18 protein-coding genes are annotated in these 19,150 nt (G+C 60.2%); 10 read left to right on the top strand and 8 right to left on the bottom strand.

Annotation, left to right across the window (positions count from 1 at the left end):
• Positions 1-38 precede the first annotated feature (38 nt).
• Genes mptB through AK829_RS03190 form a run of 5 tightly spaced genes read left to right on the top strand, consistent with a single transcriptional unit; the run spans position 39 to position 5,073 of the window.
• Complete coding sequence (gene mptB / locus AK829_RS03210; RefSeq protein WP_052204206.1) at positions 39-1,430, top strand: polyprenol phosphomannose-dependent alpha 1,6 mannosyltransferase MptB; 1,392 nt, start codon at positions 39-41, stop codon at positions 1,428-1,430.
• Entirely contained in the window at positions 1,396-2,319 is a 924-nt protein-coding gene (locus tag AK829_RS03205) for an ABC transporter ATP-binding protein (RefSeq protein WP_052204204.1), read from the top strand. The genes mptB and AK829_RS03205 overlap by 35 nt, the downstream gene beginning before the upstream one ends.
• Positions 2,320-2,321: 2 nt before the next feature.
• A complete protein-coding gene (locus AK829_RS03200; protein ID WP_052204202.1) occupies positions 2,322-3,092 on the top strand; it encodes an ABC transporter permease in 771 nt (256 codons plus the stop codon).
• A gap of 60 nt (positions 3,093-3,152) precedes the next feature.
• Entirely contained in the window at positions 3,153-4,106 is a 954-nt protein-coding gene (locus AK829_RS03195) for a COX15/CtaA family protein (protein ID WP_083439727.1), read from the top strand.
• A gap of 1 nt (position 4,107) precedes the next feature.
• The gene (locus AK829_RS03190) at positions 4,108-5,073 is read left to right on the top strand and encodes a quinone oxidoreductase family protein (protein ID WP_052204198.1); all 966 of its coding nucleotides are present in this window, start codon (positions 4,108-4,110) and stop codon (positions 5,071-5,073) included.
• Here the strand turns inward: AK829_RS03190 and AK829_RS03185 are convergent.
• Entirely contained in the window at positions 5,070-6,023 is a 954-nt protein-coding gene (locus tag AK829_RS03185; protein WP_083439726.1) for a heme o synthase, read from the bottom strand. The genes AK829_RS03190 and AK829_RS03185 overlap by 4 nt on opposite strands.
• Before the next feature lie 168 nt (positions 6,024-6,191).
• On the opposite strand from AK829_RS03185, the gene tkt reads away from it, so the two are divergent.
• The 5 genes from tkt to pgl all read left to right on the top strand — a co-directional run bounded on the left by tkt (position 6,192) and on the right by pgl (position 12,617).
• Positions 6,192-8,345 (top strand): transketolase, encoded by a 2,154-nt coding sequence (gene tkt / locus AK829_RS03180; protein WP_198147781.1) that lies wholly within the window; start codon positions 6,192-6,194, stop codon positions 8,343-8,345.
• Positions 8,346-8,375: 30 nt separating this feature from the next.
• Positions 8,376-9,461 carry a transaldolase gene (gene tal / locus AK829_RS03175; RefSeq protein WP_052204194.1) on the top strand — a complete coding sequence of 362 codons (1,086 nt, stop codon included), beginning with the start codon at positions 8,376-8,378 and terminating at the stop codon, positions 9,459-9,461.
• 83 nt (positions 9,462-9,544) lie between these two features.
• Positions 9,545-11,011: a glucose-6-phosphate dehydrogenase gene (zwf, locus tag AK829_RS03170; protein ID WP_332307946.1), complete on the top strand. Its 1,467-nt coding sequence runs from the start codon at positions 9,545-9,547 to the stop codon at positions 11,009-11,011.
• Complete coding sequence (locus tag AK829_RS03165; RefSeq protein ID WP_052204189.1) at positions 11,012-11,917, top strand: glucose-6-phosphate dehydrogenase assembly protein OpcA; 906 nt, start codon at positions 11,012-11,014, stop codon at positions 11,915-11,917.
• Positions 11,904-12,617, top strand: coding sequence for a 6-phosphogluconolactonase (gene pgl, locus AK829_RS03160; RefSeq protein ID WP_052204187.1), 714 nt, complete (start codon positions 11,904-11,906; stop codon positions 12,615-12,617). The genes AK829_RS03165 and pgl overlap by 14 nt, the downstream gene beginning before the upstream one ends.
• Positions 12,618-12,679: 62 nt before the next feature.
• Here the strand turns inward: pgl and secG are convergent, their stop codons facing one another.
• From secG to rapZ, 7 genes are all read right to left on the bottom strand, one after another.
• Positions 12,680-12,928 (bottom strand): preprotein translocase subunit SecG, encoded by a 249-nt coding sequence (gene secG / locus AK829_RS03155; protein ID WP_052204186.1) that lies wholly within the window; start codon positions 12,926-12,928, stop codon positions 12,680-12,682.
• A 67-nt stretch (positions 12,929-12,995) separates the two neighbouring features.
• A complete protein-coding gene (gene tpiA / locus AK829_RS03150) occupies positions 12,996-13,775 on the bottom strand; it encodes a triose-phosphate isomerase (RefSeq protein ID WP_052204184.1) in 780 nt (259 codons plus the stop codon).
• A gap of 14 nt (positions 13,776-13,789) precedes the next feature.
• A complete protein-coding gene (locus tag AK829_RS03145; protein WP_052204183.1) occupies positions 13,790-15,007 on the bottom strand; it encodes a phosphoglycerate kinase in 1,218 nt (405 codons plus the stop codon).
• 73 nt (positions 15,008-15,080) lie between these two features.
• The gene (gene gap, locus AK829_RS03140; RefSeq protein WP_052204181.1) at positions 15,081-16,091 is read right to left on the bottom strand and encodes a type I glyceraldehyde-3-phosphate dehydrogenase; all 1,011 of its coding nucleotides are present in this window, start codon (positions 16,089-16,091) and stop codon (positions 15,081-15,083) included.
• Positions 16,092-16,186: 95 nt separating this feature from the next.
• Positions 16,187-17,194, bottom strand: a complete 1,008-nt coding sequence (gene whiA / locus AK829_RS03135) for a DNA-binding protein WhiA (RefSeq protein WP_052204179.1) — start codon at positions 17,192-17,194, stop codon at positions 16,187-16,189.
• A gap of 40 nt (positions 17,195-17,234) precedes the next feature.
• Entirely contained in the window at positions 17,235-18,215 is a 981-nt protein-coding gene (locus AK829_RS03130) for a gluconeogenesis factor YvcK family protein (protein WP_052204175.1), read from the bottom strand.
• 40 nt (positions 18,216-18,255) lie between these two features.
• Positions 18,256-19,134, bottom strand: coding sequence for an RNase adapter RapZ (gene rapZ / locus AK829_RS03125; protein ID WP_052204171.1), 879 nt, complete (start codon positions 19,132-19,134; stop codon positions 18,256-18,258).
• Between the last annotated feature and the right edge of the window lie 16 nt (positions 19,135-19,150).

The raw sequence follows: 19,150 nt of genomic DNA, 5'->3' as shown, positions 1-19,150 counted from the left end.
ATTCATTCCGCCGCTAAGGGCACCCTACAATCGCCGTCGTGCCCCGTTCGCTGCTGCAATCCGTCCGCCCTCGCCGGTTGGGCACCCTAGGCAGTGCTCTCATTGCGGTTTCCAGTTGGGTCTCGGGTGCGTTGCCGGAGCCTTTGCCTATCGACGCCACGTTGATGCCCACCTCCGCCATCACCCTGTTCGGCGTCGTCCTTTTGTGCATGGCGTGGGTAATGCTGCTTGGACAGAGGCGACACTCGCGTCGAAGCCTGATGGTGACGTATCTCTGGTGGGCCGCTCCCCTGCTTGTCGCAGCACCGCTATTTTCCAGGGACGTCTACTCCTACCTCGCGCAAGGAGCGGCGGTTGCCCGTGGCTTAGACCCATATGCTGCAGGCCCACTGGCACTGCTTGGCTCCCACGACCCGTTAGCGCAGGCTGTGGACAGTTTATGGGCGACAACACCAAGCCCATACGGTCCGGTAGCCACCGGCATATCGGGACTGATTGCAGCGCTCACCCAAGAGCACATGGTGGTAGGTATTGCCTTGCACCGCGCGGTGGCTTTTTGCGCAACCTTGGCCATCGCGTGGGCGCTGCACTCCCTACACAGATCCCCGCACGCGCTACTTCTGGGTGTGCTGAATCCCTTGGCGCTGATTCACTTTGTGGGCGGTGCGCATAATGATGCGCTTATGCTCGCGTTCGTACTTGTCGGTCTCAGGTTCGCGCTGCGCAACTCACCTTCCAGTGCGCTTGGCGGCGCAGCACTTATCTCAGCTGGTGGGTTAGTAAAGTCCGCCGGGCTGCCAGCGCTTGGGTTTGCCGGCATGGTGTTGGCCCGCAGGTTTAAACGCCGCGGCATCCCAGTGCCCATCTTCGCCGCAGCAGCTGTTGAAGGTTCTGTTCTTGCCGGTACTGCGTTTGGCACCTCGGCAATAACAGGTACCGGCTTCGGCTGGATCGCCGCGCAAACTGCATCGGCACAGACAAACAGCTGGTTGTCCATCACATCACTCATCGGCCGGGCCATTGGACACCAAAGCGTTGTCCAGACTCTCGGCCTTGTGCTGGCCGGAGCGGTTATGGTTACCGCGCTTTTCGCTACGTACCGCGGACGCATCCACCCATTAGGTGGCCTTGGCTTGGCCAATCTCGGCATGGTCGCGCTTTTTCCCGTTGTTCAGCCCTGGTATCCGCTGTGGGCGATTGTGGTGTTGGCGGGATGGGGGTTCCACGTGGCGTCGACAAGCAAAAAGCTCATCGCACTATCGGTGCTGTTCTGCTTTCTTGCACTGCCGCGCGGCCAGGCCCTCCAACCAACCGAAGTGATCACGATCTACCTGCTTGCTGCGGCGCTGTGCGTTATTGGGGTAATTGCCATCAGGCTAGTTAGGATAGCCAATCATGGGAGAAGCGCTCGTAGTCGATTCCGTAGTTAAACGGTTCGGTGAAAAAACCGCGGTGAACAACCTAAGCTTCACCGCCAAACGCGGCGAGGTCCTCGCACTCTTAGGACCAAACGGGGCTGGCAAGTCCACCACCCTGGACATGTGCGAGGGTTTTTCAAAGCCAACCTCAGGCACCATCAACGTGCTGGGGCTCAACCCGGCGACCCAGCCGCAAGCAGTGCGCGAGCGCATCGGCATCATGCTGCAAGGAGGCGGCTCCTACTCCGGCACCACAGTGCGCGAAATGCTCAACCTCGCCGCTTCTTACAACGTCAACCCACACGACCCGGACTGGCTGCTGGAGCTACTTGGCCTGCAGGGCGCGGCGAAGACCACCTACCGGCGACTGTCCGGCGGGCAGCAGCAGCGCCTCTCACTCGCTCTGGCCATTATCGGCCGGCCGGAGCTGGTGTTTCTGGATGAGCCGACTGCAGGCATGGACGCACAATCCCGGATGGCGGTGTGGGACATTGTTGACGCGCTGCGTCGCGACGGCACCACGGTCATCCTCACCACCCACCTGATGGATGAGGCTGAAAGCCTTGCGGATTACGTAGTGATCGTGGACCGCGGCCAGGTCGTCGCCCAAGGCACCCCGGCCGAACTGACCGAGCACCAGGACTTCCCAGTCGTCTCCTTTGCCACGACGGAGAACCTGGACCTCGATGCCCTGAACGCATCGCTGCAAGGTTTTAACCTACGGGCAGAGCAAAGCCGACAGATGCAGTACCGCATTCTTGGCGAGGCCTGCCCGTCAGTTATATCCGCCGTCGCTACAGAAGCCGCGCGACAAGACGTGCTGATTCGCAACCTGCGCGTTGCCCACCGCACACTAGAAGACGTCTTCTTGGACATCACCGGACGAGAGCTGAGGAGCTAACCATGGCCAACCACACCACCTTGGACAAGGGCGTCTTTGCACCACAGCCGCAGCGCGCCAGCTTTGGCAAAATGGCCGCCGCGCAGGGACGCATCGAGTCCAAGCTCATGCTTCGCCACGGCGAGCAACTGCTTGTTAACGTCATCGTGCCCGCCGGCCTACTCATCGCCGCGGCGATTGTGCCGATCTTTGGTGAGACAGATTTTGACCAACTCGTCCCAATGGTCTTTGCCATCGCAGCAACGTCTGCCGGCTTTACAGGACAAGCCATTTCGCTGGCGTTTGACCGCAGGTACGGGGCCTTGAAGCGCGCCGGAGCTTCAGGCGTGCCGCCGTGGGTGATCATCGCCGGCAAAATCATCGGCGTGCTGTCCATGGTCGGGTTGCAGCTTTTGATCTTGGGCACGATTGCTGCGTTCCTTGGTTGGCGCGTTGGCGTGGGTGGCGCTGTTTTGGGCCTTGCCACACTGCTCGTTGGCGTTGCGGTGTTTACCTCACTTGGCCTGCTCATGGGCGGAACCCTCTCGTCTGAGCTGGTACTTGCGTTGGCCAACCTGTGCTGGATCGTGCTGATGGGCATTCTCGGCTGGGTGGCGTATTCCGGTGATCTTGCCCACGCTGGTTGGTGGAACGCCGTGCCTACGGTTGCGCTTGCCGGCGCACTTACGCAGGCCGTGCAGGGCGGATTCAACACCTTCGCGTGGATCTCGCTCGCCGTCTGGGCGGCGATTGGCACCACGGCTGCCGCGCGCTGGTTCCGTTTCGACGGCTAAGGTCCGATACACTTTCAACCAACGACGAAACTATCGTCCGAAAGTTTGAAAGGACCCCCTGTGACCGCGCCAGTCGCCGAACACAATAACCGCTCCCCGCTGTTAACCGTATGGCAGAATCCCACGATTCGCTTTCAGCGCATGCTCGCGCTGATTCTGCTGATCTGCCAGGGCGGCATCACCGTCACAGGGTCTTTGGTGCGCGTCACTGGCTCCGGCCTGGGTTGTGACACGTGGCCACTGTGCCACGAAGGTTCATTGGTGCCTGTCCAAGGTGCCGCGCCGTGGATCCACCAGGCTATTGAGTTTGGCAACCGCCTGCTTGCGTTTGTGGTGGCTGCCGCCGCGGTTGCGGTGGTTATTGCCGTGATCAACGCGAAGCGTTCAAAGATAATTAAGGGCCTCGCCTGGGCGTCCTTTATTGGTGTGGTTATTCAGGCTGTCATCGGCGGCATTTCCGTGCACTTGGACCTGAAGTGGTGGGCTGTTGCTATCCACTTCCTGCCGTCCATGGTGCTTGTGTGGATCGCCGCGATTTTGTACATGCGCATCGCTGAAACCGACTCTGCTACCCCGACGCAGCGCTACCCCCAGCCGATCCAGTGGATGGCAGTAGCAGCAGCTGTGGCGCTGTGCTTTGTCTTGGTTACCGGCACCATGGTCACAGGCTCTGGCCCGCACTCGGGCGACTCCGGCGTGGGCATGGATGGCCGCCTAGAGCTTGATACCGCAATGCTGGCGTACGTCCACGCCGCATGCATGTACATCTACCTGATCTTCACGCTGCTGGCTTTCTACCTGCTGCGGAAGAACAAGGGGCCGAAGGATGCGTACAACACGGCGATCGTACTCATCCTGCTGATTCTGGTGCAGTGGGCTATCGGCGTTATCCAGTTCCAGTTGGGTGTTCCGCGCTGGACTATTCCTGCACATATTGCGATGAGTTCTGCAGTTGTGGCGTTTTCTGCGTTCCTTTACGCACATGGGCAGCGCCGTTTGCCTACCCTTGTGTGACATGAAAGCCATTTTAGTAAGCCGTCACGGCGGCCCCGAGGTCCTTGAGTACACCGATGTTGAAGCACCGACTCCGTCGAAGAGCCAGTTGCTTATCGACGTCACGTATGCCGGCATCAACTACATCGACACCTACTTCCGCTCCGGCACTTACCCGCAAGAGGTGCCGTACATCCCTGGTTCTGAAGGCTGTGGGCGTGTGGTGCACGACCCTTTGGGTGAGATCGCCGAAGGCACGTTGGTGGCGTGGAACCGTGGGCCAGGCTCCTACGCTGAACAGGTAGTGGTTGACCGTGGCCGTGTGGTCGCGGTACCCGAGGGTGTGAGCGAGCCAGTTGCTGCGTCGATGCTGCTGCAAGGAATGACGTCGCACTACTTGGTGGAATCTGTCTACCCGGTCACCGACGAGACGTCGTTGGTCGTCACCGCCGGTGCCGGCGGCGTGGGGCTTATGCTCACCCAGATGGCGGCGGCTAAGGGTGCACGGGTGTTTTCCGTAGTCTCCTCCGCGGAGAAAGAAGCGTTGGCTGCTGAGGCCGGCGCAACTCAGGTTTTCCGCTACGGCGATGATCTAGCAGCGCAGATCAAGGAAGCCAACGGTGGCGAAGGTGTGGACGTTGTCTTTGACGGTGTTGGCGCTGACACGTTTGATTTCGCGTTGGAGGTCTGCCGTCCGCGCGGCATGGTTGCATCCTTCGGCTCAGCCTCAGGCGATGTGCCGCCGTTTTCCATCCAGCAGCTCAATCGCGCAGGTTCGCTGTTTCTTACTCGTCCGAAGTTGGACGACTACACCGCTACCGATGATGAGTTCCGGATGCGTGCCCAAGCCGTGGCCCGCGCGGTGGAAGAGGGAACGCTGAGCATCCGTATTCACCCGCCATACCCATTGCCGGAAGCCCGCAAGGCACACGAAGACCTTCAGGCACGAAAGACCACTGGTTCAGTGGTACTAGAAGTCCAGCGCTAGAGCAGCGTTGGGAGCCCAAGCACTGCGTCAATGGACAGCGCCAAGAACAAGGCTGCCAGGTAGTTGTTGGACAGGATGAACAGCTTCATCGGCTTGACCTCGGCGCCGTTCTTGACGTCCGTGTGCAGCTTGGTTGCCACAATCAAGAACGCGGCACCTGAAACAATAGCGGTTGCAAGGTAGATCCAGGACGCTGCCGGCACGAGTGCAAACGACGTGATCACGGTCAGCCAGGAGTACAGGACAATCTGGCGCGTGGTCTGCTCGGCAGAAGCCACCACCGGCAGCATTGGCACGTTTGCACGCTCGTAGTCGTCCTTGTACTTCATGGCTAGCGCCCAAGTGTGCGGTGGCTGCCAGAAGAAGATGATCATGAACAAAACGAACGGCTGCCACCACTGATCCGGGGTGCCATCATTCACGTTGTCACGGATAACAGCCCAACCAACCATCACCGGCATACTGCCGGCCACACTGCCCCAGATCACGTTCTGCCACGTCGTGCGCTTCAGCCACTTCGTATAAATGAAGATGTAGAAGAAGTTGGTGAAGATGATAAACGCCGACGCCAGCCAGGAGTTGCACAAAAACCCAAGCCACAACACGGAGGCAATGAGCAGGCTCCAGGCGAAAATGCGTGCCTTTTGCTTAGTAATGCGGGCACGAACCAAGGGGCGTGCACGGGTACGTCCCATCAGCTGGTCAATGTCGTAGTCCGCAACCATGTTGAAGGCGCTGGCTGCTGCAGCGCCCATCCAGCCACCAAACAGTGTTCCCAAAATGAGCCACAGGTGTACCTCGCCGCGGTCTGCCTGCAACAGCGCAGGAATCGCGGCGACCAGGAGTAGCTCGATGACCCTCGGCTTCGTCAATGCGAAATACGCCTTGATGGTCTCCAACTGTGCTCCTTCTAAACTCTCTGAACGTTGCCCGAACTTTGCCCCCGGCATCATTCCTTTGGTTGATACTAGTCCCCAAAGGTGCAATGCGGGGAATCGAGCGCTCCGCCCCGCGCTTGCACCCCCGCGGTAGGATTCTTTAAGACCAACTCTGCTCTGACTACAACAAGCGAGGACTTTTCAGTGACTCAGCAAACGCTGCCCCCAGAACTTCAGGCTATGACCGTTCGTAATTACCCAGAAGATTGGACGGAGACTGACACGCGGGCAGTGGACACAGCCCGCGTTTTGGCGGCTGACGCCGTGGAAAACTGTGGCTCCGGCCACCCGGGTACCGCAATGTCACTCGCTCCCCTGGCATACACGCTGTTCCAGCGCGTTATGAATGTAGATCCGTCTGACAAGGATTGGGTGGGCCGTGACCGTTTCGTCCTGTCCAACGGGCACTCCTCGCTGACACAGTACGTGCAGCTCTACCTTGGTGGCTTCGGTCTTGAGATGGAAGACCTCAAGGCGCTGCGCACATGGGGCTCGAAGACCCCGGGCCACCCGGAGTACAACCACACCGACCACGTTGAGATCACCACTGGTCCACTGGGTCAAGGTCTGGCCTCCGCAGTGGGTATGGCCATGGCCGCTCGTCGTGAACGCGGGCTCTTCGACCCGGAGGCTCCGGCCGGCGAGTCCCCGTTTGACCACTTCATCTACGTCGTAGCTGGTGATGGCTGCTTGCAGGAGGGGGTTACCGCCGAGGCGTCCTCCCTGGCTGGCACGCAGCGCTTGGGCAACCTGATCCTGTTCTGGGATGACAACCGCATCTCTATTGAGGACGACACGCAGATCGCGTTCACCGAAGATGTGATGAAGCGCTACGAGGCCTATGGCTGGCAGACGCTTACTGTGGAGTCCGGTGAAGACGTTGCTGCTATCGAGGCGGCTGTTGCCAAGGCGAAGGCTGAAACTGCCAAGCCGACGATTATTCGCGTGCAGACCGTCATCGGCTTCCCTGCCCCGACCCTGATGAACACCGGTGCGATCCACGGCGCAGCACTTGGTGCTGAGGAGATCGTGCGTGTGAAGGAAGCACTGGGTTTTGATCCGCAGGTGCACTTCCCGGAAGAGGAGGAAGTGATCACCCACACCCGCAAGCTGCGTGAGCGAGCTGCAGCGAAGCGTGCGGCGTGGAACGAGAAGTTTGAGGCGTGGGCGAAGGCTAACCCTGAGGCCAAGGCACTGTTCGACCGCCTTTTTGCACGCGAGCTGCCGGAGGGCTGGGGCGAGGGTGATTTCGCCTTCCCAACCTATGAGCCGGATGCAAAGGGCGTGGCCACGCGCAAGGCCTCCGAGGCTGCTATCCAGGTCGCGGCGAAGGCACTGCCGGAGCTGTGGGGTGGTTCTGCCGATCTCGCTGGTTCCAACAACACGCTGATCAAGGGCGCGCCGTCATTTGGCCCGGAGGCTATCTCTACCGAGATGTTCACCGCGGAGCCGTACGGCCGGAACTTGCACTTCGGTATTCGTGAGCACGCGATGGGTGCTGTGCTCAACGGCATCGCGCTGCACGGCCCGACTCGCGCGTACGGCGGAACGTTCCTGATTTTCTCGGAGTATCTCTACCCCGCTATCCGTGTTGCTGCCCTGTCCGGCATTGACGGCCACTACGTGTTTACGCATGATTCCATTGGCTTGGGTGAGGACGGCCCGACGCACCAACCGGTCGAGGTCTTGACCGCGCTGCGCGCCATCCCGGATCTTGCGGTGGTCCGCCCTGCGGATGCTAATGAGACCTCTGCCGCGTGGAAGGCCGTGCTTGAGGCGAAGGAGCAGCCGAAGGCGCTTGCCCTGTCGCGTCAGAACTTGCCGGTTTTGGAAGGCACCCGCGAGAAGGCTTTCGACGGTGTTGCCCGCGGCGCATACGTGCTGGTTGAGGCTTCCAAGGAAACCCCGGATCTGATCATCATGGCTACCGGCTCTGAGGTGCAGTACGCAGTGGAGGCCGCAAAGGTCTTTGAGGCTGAAGGCACCGCTACCCGCGTTGTGTCTGTGCCGTGCATGGACTGGTTCATGGAGCAGGATGACGCCTACATTGATCAGATCCTGCCGCCGGAGGTCAAGGCTCGCGTCTCCGTCGAGGCTGGCCTGTCCATGCCGTGGTTCCGCTTCCTGGGCGAGTACGGTCGGGCTGTGTCCCTGGAGCACTTCGGCGCGTCTGCACCTGGTGCGGAGCTGTTCGAGCGTTTCGGTTTCACCACCGACAACGTTGTCCGTGTTGCTCGCGAGACCTTGGACTGCGTTGCTCAAGGCCGTTCGGTGCCTACCTCGCAGCGCGTCGGTGACACCGAGGCTGAGCCGACTCGCGGCGACGGCAAGTAATCCACCCTGCAACCTGCAGAAAGGAATAGCATGACTGCCATTGATGATCTGGCCAAACTTGGCACTTCCACCTGGCTTGATGACCTCTCGCGGGAGCGCATCACGTCTGGGAACTTGGAGGAAATCAAGGCCTCTAAATCCATCGTGGGCGTGACCACTAACCCGGCGATTTTTGCCAAGGCCATGTCCACGGGCAATGCCTACGATGCACAACTTGATGAGCTGCGAGGGGCTGGTTCGCTTGCGGACGCTGCTGTGTACGCCATGAGCATCAAGGACGTCCAAGACGCCTGTGATCTGTTCCTGCCCACCTATGAGGCAACGAACGGCGAAGACGGCCGAGTATCTATCGAGGTAGATCCCCGCTTTGCCGCGGATGAGGCGAAGACTGTCGCTCAGGCGGCTGAACTGTGGAAGCAGGTTGATCGCCCGAACGTCATGATCAAGATTCCGGCGACCGATGAGTCGCTGCCTGCAATCACCGCCTCGCTCGCGGCTGGCATCTCAGTCAATGTCACGCTGATTTTCTCTGTGGAGCGCTACCGCGAGGTTATTGCCGCATATAAGGCTGGTATCCGCCAGGCAGCGGACAATGGCCATGACGTCTCTTCCATTTACTCGGTTGCATCCTTCTTCGTCTCCCGCATGGACACGGAGGTAGACAACCGCCTTGACGCTATCGGTTCGCAAGAAGCGCTCGCGCTTCGCGGAAAGGCGGGCGTGGCAAATGCTCGCCTGGCTTACCAGGTCTTCCTCGATGAGTTTGCGGATATGTCTGCGCTGCCGGCGGGTGCGAACAAGCAGCGTCCGCTTTGGGCGTCCACCGGTGTGAAGAACCCGGAGTACCCGGCAGATATGTACGTGGTTGAGCTTGCTGGGCCGGACACGGTGAACACGATGCCTGAGGCGACTATCGACGCTGTGTTGGATGCCAACAACGTCCACGGCGACACCCTCACCGGCACTGCCCCGGCAGCGCAGCAGGTGTTTGACCAGCTCGAAGCGGTTGGTATTAACCTGGCTGACGTGGTGAGCGTGCTGGAGCGCGAAGGCGTAGAGAAATTCGTTGACGCCTGGCAGGAGCTGTTGGATTCTATGGAGGCAACTCTCAAGTGACACGTCCCAACCCGGGCCCGTCTGCCAACCCGCTGCGGGCCCTGGATGACACGCGCCTGCCACGTATCGCTGGACCGTCCGGCATGGTCATTTTCGGTGTAACCGGTGACTTGGCTCGCAAGAAGCTACTGCCCGCAATCTACGACTTAGCTAGCCGTGGGCTCCTGCCCGCTGGCTTTACGCTCGTTGGCTTTGGCCGCAGGCAATGGTCAAAGCAGGATTTCGAGGACTATGTGCGTGATGCTGTAACGGCATCCGCACGAACTGAGTTCAACGAGAACGTCTGGTCACGGCTTGCTGAGGGCTTGCAGTTTGTCAGCGGCGCGTTTGATGATGACGCAGCGTTTGATAACCTCGCAGCGTTGCTTGAGCAGATGGATGAGGTGCGTGGCACCGGCGGAAACTGGGCGTTTTATCTCTCTGTGCCACCAGAGCACTTCGCTAACGTCATCCACCAGTTGGACCGCAGCGGTATGGCTGACCAGCACACCGCGCAGGGCGGTAACCGTTGGCGTCGCGTGATTATTGAGAAGCCGTTTGGCCACGATAAAGCCTCTGCGGTAGAGCTGAACGCTGTGGTCAACTCCGTTTTCCCGGAGAACTCGGTCTTCCGCATTGACCACTACCTGGGCAAAGAGACCGTCCAGAACATTTTGGCGTTGCGCTTTTCCAACGAGATGTTTGAGCCGGTGTGGAACTCTCACTACATCGACCACGTCCAGATCACTATGGCTGAAGACATCGGCCTTGGCGGCCGCGCCGGCTACTACGACGGTATTGGTGCCGCCCGCGACGTAATCCAAAACCACCTGATCCAACTGTTGGCGTTGGTGGCTATGGAGGAGCCGACGTCGTTTTCACCGAGGCGTCTTAAAGCAGAAAAGCTCAAGGTGCTACGCGCAACAACTGCCGTAGAACCGTTCGACCGGACAACCGCTCGCGGCCAGTACACGGCTGGGTGGCAGGGCTCGGAATACGCAGTGGGCCTGCGAGAGGAGGAAGGGTTTGACCCTGAATCCACCACGGAAACGTTCGCGGCGTGCACGCTGCAAATCAACTCCCGGCGCTGGGCGGGCGTGCCGTTTTACCTGCGTACCGGCAAACGCCTAGGACGGCGCGTGACTGAAATTGCGCTGGTGTTTAAGCGACCGCCGTACCAGCCGTTTACTGAGGGCCAAACGAACCTGCTGACCAACAACGCCGTGATCATCCGCGTCCAACCAGATGAGGGCGTGCTCATGCGCTTCGGGTCGAAGGTGCCGGGCTCCTCGTTCGAAGTCCGCGACGTCAACATGGATTTCTCCTACGACGAGGCCTTCACCGAGCAATCCCCCGAGGCCTACGAGCGCCTGATTTTGGACGCACTGTTGGACGAGTCCAGCCTCTTCCCCACCAATGACGAGGTTGAGCGCAGCTGGGAAATCCTGGACCCGGTGTTGGAGTACTGGGCCGAGGCTGGGCGGCCGGACGAGTACGCGGCGGGCACGTGGGGGCCACAGTCCGCGCACCGCATGCTAGAACAAGATGGCCGTGAATGGAGGCGACCCTAAATGATTTTGACCCTCCCGGACACGACCACAAGCCAGATTGCCACCACGTTGGCTGAGGCTCGTGAAAAGGCCTCAGTGGCGAACGGTCGCGTGCTGACATTGCTGGTTGCCGCCAATGGGAACGACAACGTCGACGTTATCTTGGAGACCGTCCGCAACGCCACACGCAAAAACCCCGCGCGCGTGCTGGTGTGTCTGCTTGGCAACCCGAAGGCGGAGACCTCCATCGACGCGCTGCTTCTTATTGGTGCTGATGCTGGCGCCTCCGAGATTATCGTGATGGAGCTCAACGGCGAACTCACTGAGCATCTTGACGCCGTGGTGACCCCGCTCCTGCTGCCCGACACCCCGATTGTTGCCTGGTGGCCAACGTTTTCGCCAACGTGCCCTGCCAAGGATCAGATCGGTACGTTGGCGCAGCGGCGCATCACCACGTACAGCTCAGCTGCAGCTGCAGCTGATGGATATACGCCGGGTGATAGTGACATGATGTGGTCGCGCATCACTGCATGGCGCGCAGTGGTGGCTTCCGCGTTGGATCGTTGCCTGGAGTCGAAGGTTGCTGCTGTTGAGATCTCCGGACTTGCCGATGACCCCAGTGTGGATATCGCCGCCGGCTGGCTGGCTTCGGCGCTCAACGTACCGGTGTCGCGTTCCTCTGCGTCTACGAATGCGGATGCGGTGCCCATTGCGAAGTTAACCTTGCACGCTAGCGATGGCGACATCACTGTGGAAACCATCGACGGCAACACGGTCGCAGTTTCCGTCCCCAACCACCCCACGATGTTTGCGGCCCTGTCAGCGCGTACGGACGCCGAATGCCTCGCCGAGGAGCTTCGCCACCTGGGCCCGGACGCAACGTATGGCCGCGCGTTACAAGGAGTGAAAATCCATGCAGATTCATAGGTTCCCAGAGCTTTCTTTGCTTATCGACGCCACGTCGTCCCACCTCACCTCACTCATCCAAACCCTGCAAACAGATGGCGGCGAAGCTCGTATCGTGCTCACCGGCGGCACAGCTGGCATTGCCCTGTTGAAGCGTGTGGCTGAGCTTGCCGCGGCTGGCGCTGCAATCGACTGGTCACGCGTGCACGTCTTCTTCGGTGATGAGCGCAACGTACCTGGTACGCACTCGGATTCTAACGAGGGACAGGCCCGCGAGGCGCTTTTGTCGCACGTTGACATCCCGGAGGCCAACATCCACGGCTACCGCCTGGACGGCGGGAACATGTCTGATGCCGTTGAGGCATACTCGCGCACGATTGCAACGTTTGCGCCGGACGGTTTCGACCTTCATCTTTTGGGCATGGGCGGCGAAGGACACATCAATTCCCTATTCCCCCACACTGATGCAGTCCGCGAAGAGAGCGCAACTGTCGTTGCTGTCACCGATTCACCGAAGCCGCCCGCGGAGCGTGCATCGTTGACGTTGCCTGCTGTACGCAGCGCGGATCGCGTGTGGTTTTTGGTCTCCGGCGCGGAGAAGGCGGAAGCCACAGCTGCGCTCGTCGCAAATGCGGACCCGCTTGACTGGCCCTGTGCCGGCGCGCGTGGCGTGAAGGAAACCGTTCTCTACGTCACCGAGGACGCCGCAAGTCAGCTATAACAAAACTCCCCGCCACCAACGAAAGGTGTGCGGGGAGTTCTTTGTGCGTTAGCGGTGTCGGCCTAGGTCAGCGCCGGCGTGGCAAATGCGTGAATCAGGTTCAAACCAATGATGCACGCGATCCAGATGAGCGCCAGGATCACGGTGACGCGATCCAGGTTCTTCTCCACCGTGGTGGAGCCAGAGAGGTTAGCCTGCACGCCGCCACCGAACAGGCTGGACAGGCCGCCGCCCTTGCCCTTGTGCAGGAGCACGAAGACCGTCATCAAAATGGACGAGACGACCAGCACAATCTCCAGCGTGAGCGTCATGCGCAAAACCCTCCTCGGGTAGACAACCTTGTAACCTCTGCAGATCCTACACCACTAGCGGCGATACCTAGGAACCGGACACGGCCTGTGCTGCAGCAGCTGCCAGGCGTGCGAAATCCTGACCGTCCAGCGAAGCGCCGCCGACGAGACCGCCGTCAACATCTGCCTCACCGATGATCTCTGCCACGGTGTCCGCCTTGACGGAACCGCCGTAGAGGATGCGGATGGCGTCGGCGGTGGCGTCGTCCGAAAGCTCACGAACCAGCTCACGGATGGCGTGGCACACTTCCTGTGCGTCTGCAGCAGAAGCCACCTTACCGGTGCCAATCGCCCACACCGGCTCGTAGGCAATCACAACCTTGGACAGGTCCAAGCCCTTGAGGGATTCGCGGGTCTGCTCTACTACGTAGGAAACGTGCTCGCCGGCCTCACGGATCTCAAGCGGCTCACCAACGCACACAATCGGCGTCATGCCGTGGGCAATCGCCTTCGCAGCTTTCGCCGCAACCAGCTCGTTGGACTCGTTGTGGTACTCACGACGCTCCGAGTGACCAACTACCACCCACGTGCAGCCGAGCTTCTCCAGCATGCTTGCAGAGATCTCGCCCGTGTATGCGCCGTTGTCGTGCTGGGAGACGTCCTGTGCACCGTAGGTGATGGACAGCTTGTCGCCTTCCACCAGGGTCTGCACAGAACGCAGATCCGTAAACGGCACCATCAGGGCAACATCGACGTACTCGTAGCCGTCCTTAGGAAACGCAAAAGCAAGCTTCTGCGCGCTCTGGATCGCCTCCAAGTGGTCATGGTTCATCTTCCAGTTACCAGCAATCAGCGGGGTGCGTGCCATAACTTCAACTCTCCTTACTTCGAAAGAACGGATACGCCGGGCAGTTCCTTGCCCTCAATGAGCTCCAGCGATGCGCCACCGCCGGTGGAGATGTGGCTGAAGCCGTCCTCATCCAGGCCCAGCAGGCGTACGGACGCCGCGGAGTCACCACCACCGACAACCGTGAAGGAACCATTGTCCTTGGTTGCCGCGATCATGGCGTCTGCGACGGCCTTCGTGCCGTCCGCAAAGTTCGGGAACTCGAAGACGCCCATTGGGCCGTTCCAAAACACCGTCTTGGAGTCCTTGATGGCGTCTGCGTAGTTCTTGGCCGTCTCCGGGCCAATGTCAAGGCCCATCCAGCCCTCCGGGATCTCGTCCAGGCCGACGATCTTCTTCTCCGCGTCCTTGGCAAACTCCGGCGCAGCAGCAACATCCACAGGCAGCAGCAGCTTCTCGCCGTACTTCGCCATGAGCTCCTTGCAGGTGTCAATCATGTCTTCCTGCAGCAGCGACTTCTGCACGTTGTGGCCCTGGGCGGCGAGGAAGGTGTAGCACATGCCGCCACCGATGATGACCTTGTCGGCCTTCTCAGCCAGCGCCTCGATCACGCCGAGCTTGTCGGAGACCTTGGAACCGCCGAGCACCACCACGTACGGGTGCTCAGGCACGTCCTTAACCTTGGACAGCGTCTCCACTTCCTTCTCCACCAGGAAGCCTGCGTACGCCGGAAGCTTCTTCGCCACGTCGTACACAGAGGTCTGTGCACGGTGGACCACGCCGAAGCCGTCGGAGACAAACGCACCGTCATCAGCAGCCAATGCAGCAAGCTCCTCAGCGAACTGCGCGCGCTCAGCCTCATCCTTGGAGGTCTCACGCGGATCAAATCGTACGTTTTCTACCAACATGATCTCGCCTTCGGTCAAGCCGTTGGCGCGCTCGTGTGCGTCCTCACCGCTGACGTCGCCCGCCAGGGCGACGAACTGGCCCAGGCGCTCAGACAGGGCCTCAGCCACTGGGGCCAGCGAGAACTTCGGGTTGACCTCGCCCTTCGGGCGGCCCAGGTGCGCCATGACAATCACCTTGGCGCCGCCATCGAGCAGCGCCTTCAGCGTTGGCAGTGATGCGTCAATGCGGCCTGGGTCGGTGATGTTGCCGTTATCGTCCAACGGAACGTTGAAGTCGGAGCGGACGAGGACGTGGCGGCCGTCCACGCCTTCGTCGATAAGCTGCTGCAGTGTCTTCGTAGCCATAAAGGTTTCTCCTTGAAAGAAAGGGCCCGCAAAGTGCGCAGTTGCACTTCACCGGGCCCAAAACAACGTGGTGTTAGAGGTTGTCAGCGACCAGCTTGGTCATACGCACGTACTGAGCGGTGTAGGACCACTCGTTGTCGTACCAAGAGATGATCTTGACCAAGTTGCCGTCGATCACACGGGTCATACCAGCGTCAAAGATTGCACCGTGGGAGTTGCCGATGATGTCAGAGGACACGATCGGGTCCTCGGTGTACTCCAGAGCCTTGCCAAAGGTCTCATCCTTGACAGCTTCCTTCACCGCAGCGTTGACCTCTTCAACGGTGACGTCCTTGTTCAGCTCAACCGTCAGGTCAGTTGCGGAACCGGTGATGGTGGGCACGCGCATAGCGAAGCCATCCAGCTTGCCTTCCAGGCTCGGCAGCACGAGTGCCACGGCGCGAGCAGCACCAGTGGTGGTCGGCACAATGTTCTGCGCAGCTGCGCGAGCACGGCGAAGGTCCTTGTGAGGCGCGTCCTGAATACGCTGGTCACCGGTGTATGCGTGGATGGTGGTCATCAGACCAGACTTGATGCCAAAGGCCTCATCGAGAACCTTTGCCACCGGCGCGAGCGAGTTGGTGGTGCAGGACGCAGCGGAGATGATGTTCTGCTCACCGGTGTAGTCTTGGTGGTTCACACCCCATACGTAGGTGCCATCAACGTTCTTGCCCGGAGCGGAGATGATGACCTTCTTGGCACCAGCATCCAGGTGAGCCTTCGCATCATTGCCATCGGTGAAACGGCCAGTGCAGTCAAGCACAATGTCCACGTTTGCGTCGCCCCAACCAAGGTTTGCCGGGTCCTTCTCAGCAGTGACCTCGATGCGGCGGCCATCTACGGTGATGGATTCATCATCATGAGTGACGTCGTGGCCGAGCTGCCCATACGCGGTGTCGTACTTCAGCAGGTGAGCAAGCGTCTTGTTATCGGTCAGGTCATTGATCTTTACAACTTCCAACTCACCCTGGTACTCCTCCAAGATGATGCGGAAAGCGGAGCGGCCAATGCGGCCAAAACCATTAATTCCGATACGGGTGGTCATGCGTATTCTCACTCCTCAATGTTGAGATGTATTACCGCAAACCAGTGTAGCCAGCTAGCCCATGTGTTGCAGAAGAAGACGCAGATTAGTACCACCTATTTGGAGGGTGGTTCAGTGGCATCCTTTGCAGCCTTTGCCGCCACCACTGCGGCCTGCGTGTCAGGGATACACAATTCTTCAGCACGCTTATCTGCCAGCGACAACAAGCGACGGATCCTGCCGGCGACAGCATCCTTGGTCATCTGCGGATCAGCCAAACGGCCAAGCTCTTCCAAGGAGGCGACACGGTGCTCGACGCGCAGGAAGCCTGCTTCCGCCAGGTGCTCCGGCACATCGTCTCCCAGAATCTCGAGCGCACGCTCAACGCGCAGCGCGGCAGTAGCAGCTGCCTGTGCAGAGCGGCGCGTGTTCGCGTCATCGAAGGTGGCAAGACGCTGGCCCTCGTGGGCACTTGCTTGTTTTGCTTCGCGCTTTTCATCCCATTCGATGCGCGTGCGCGGGGCCCCCATGCGGCTCAGCAAGATGCCAATAGTTTCACCGTCGCGAATATAGACGCGCTCTACTCCCCTGGTCTCACGGGTTTTCGCCGCCACGCTCAACCGACGCGCCAGGCCCACAAGGGCAAGCGCGGCCTCCTGGCCCGGACACGCAACATCCAGAGCACCAGTGCGGCCCGGTTCACTGAGGGACCCGCGTGCGAGAAACGCCCCGCGCCACGCAGCTTCCACACACGTAATCGGCCCGGAGATCACCTGCCGGGGCATACCGACAACAGCGTGGCCCGAGGGCGTAACCAGCTTGAGGCGGCGAATCACGTCGTGGGCTCCTTCGGTTACGGTGACCTGGTACCGGGTCTCGCGGCTAACGGTGCCCGGCTCAATGGTGGCGATCTCGCACTCCGCGTTGCACAGTTCCTCGAGGAAGAGCACAAGACGCTGTGCTACCGCACGCTCCCCAAAGTCACAGGTGATCGCAATACCCCGCGGGGTGGATGAAAACTCGCCGGCGAAACGGATCATTGCCGTTGCCTCTGCTGCCCGAGCTTCAGCCGTTGTCCGGTGTACTCCCAGCAACTCGTCTTTCACCTTTGCGGTCAGCGCCACCTGTTTATATCCTTCCCAAGCCAAAAAACAGACACTAAGTCTAGCGTGCTTCCGTGAGCTTCAGCAGGGCGGTAGCCAGCTTCTGTGGATCGTGCCGATGGGACAGCGCCCCGTTGCTATCAAGCTCACGCATATCGCAGAAGCGCACTTCAGCATCCACCTTGGCTGCGGCGCGCCGCAGGTACTCCCGCTCGCCCTCGCTCATGCTTATCGACGAATCCGCGAGGAAATAATCCACATGCAAATTCGGCGCGTGCTGCGCAAACACATGCAGGTGGCGCTCAGCCGAAAACCCGTGGGTCTCCCCCGCTTCCGGCGAAAGGTTCAAGACAACTGCCACCGTCGCCTCTGTGGTGTTGAGCGCCTCAACAATTTCCGGCACCAACAAATGCGGGATGACGGAAGAGAACCACGAGCCGGGGCCGATGGTGACCACGTCAGCGTCCTTAATCGCCTGCACCGCCTCAGGTGAAGCAGCGGGGTGGTCTGGGAGGACGCGCACTCGCCGTACAGCTCCTGGCGTTGTGGCAACAGCCACCTGGCCGCGTACAGAGCGAAGCACCCGCGGATCATCATCAAGCCCGGCAACGTCTGCTTCAATCTCCAGTGGAATCGGACACACCGGAATCACCCGGCCAACGGAGCCTGTCCACTCCGCCACCACGTCGAGCGCCTGCTGCATACTGCCAAATTTTTCAGCAAGACCAGCCAAGATGAGGTTGCCCACAGCGTGGCCCGCCATCGCGCCATGCCCTCCGAAGCGGTGCTGCAGCGCCTCACGCCACAGTGCGCCACCATCTGAATCTTCTGTCAGCGCGGCAAGCGCCATCCGGAGGTCCCCCGGCGGCACGATACTCATCTCGCGGCGCAAGCGCCCGGATGAACCTCCGTCATCCGCCACCGTAACTACAGCGTTGATGAACGAGGCACCTGCGCAACGGGCAGCGCGCAACGTTTGGTAGAGCCCGTGGCCGCCCCCAAGACAGGTAAATACTGGTGATTGAGCGTCCGTATTGGTCACGAAAACAGCCTTTCTCCGTTTGTGTTTGGCGTGCTCGTGCCTAGTGGCGTTCCAGATCGCGATGGATCACACTGACATCCACATTGCCCTGTTGCCGCAGGCGCTTCCCAATAGCTTCTGATACCGCAACGGAACGGTGGTGACCTCCGGTGCAGCCCACGCCTACGGTGATGAAGTCCTTGCCCTCGTGGCGGTAGCCAGCAAGCGTGCTGGTGAGTAGCGAAACGAAGTTATCTACGTACTCCGTGGCACCCGGCTGCGAGAGCACATAGTCCGCCACGGGCTTGTCCACACCGCGGTACTCACGCAGCTCCTCAATCCAGTACGGATTAGGCAGAAAACGCACGTCCACCACAATGTCCGCATCGCGCGGGGAGCCGTGCTTAAAGCCGAAGGACTCCAAGGTGACGTGCTGGCGATCTGCCGGCAACTCCCCCACAGATGCCTCCACAGCGCGGCGAAGATCGTGCACTGACAGGTTGGAGGTATCAATGATCACGTCTGCCCGATTGCGCATCTCTTCAAGCATTTCGCGCTCGCGCTCGATGCCCGTGGACAACGTGTCATCACCCTGCAACGGGTGCGTGCGGCGCACCGAATCAAAGCGGCGAATCAGCACGTCATCGCGCGCCTCTAAAAACAAAACAAACGGCGAGTAACCGCGTTCCTTCAACACGTCTACGGTCTCAACCATCGAACCGTTGAAGTCATCCGCACGCACATCAGTGACTACCGCAAGACGCTCAACGGGAGAATCCTCGGCTGCGGCTAGATCCACAAGTTCCAGAATCAGCTGCGGCGGCAAGTTCTGGGAGACAAAGAATCCTTTGTCTTCAAACACCTTTGCCGCAGTGGACAGGCCACCACCTGAGAGGCCCGTGATGATCACCGGTCGGATATTTTCGCGCATGTGCCCCATCCTAACCGCTGCAGGA

It is taken from the genome of Corynebacterium riegelii, assembly GCF_001263755.1.
In the GTDB taxonomy this organism is placed as follows: domain Bacteria; phylum Actinomycetota; class Actinomycetes; order Mycobacteriales; family Mycobacteriaceae; genus Corynebacterium; species Corynebacterium riegelii.
Note: the sequence above shows the minus strand (reverse complement) of the source record. Positions and strands in the feature narration are given on the sequence as shown.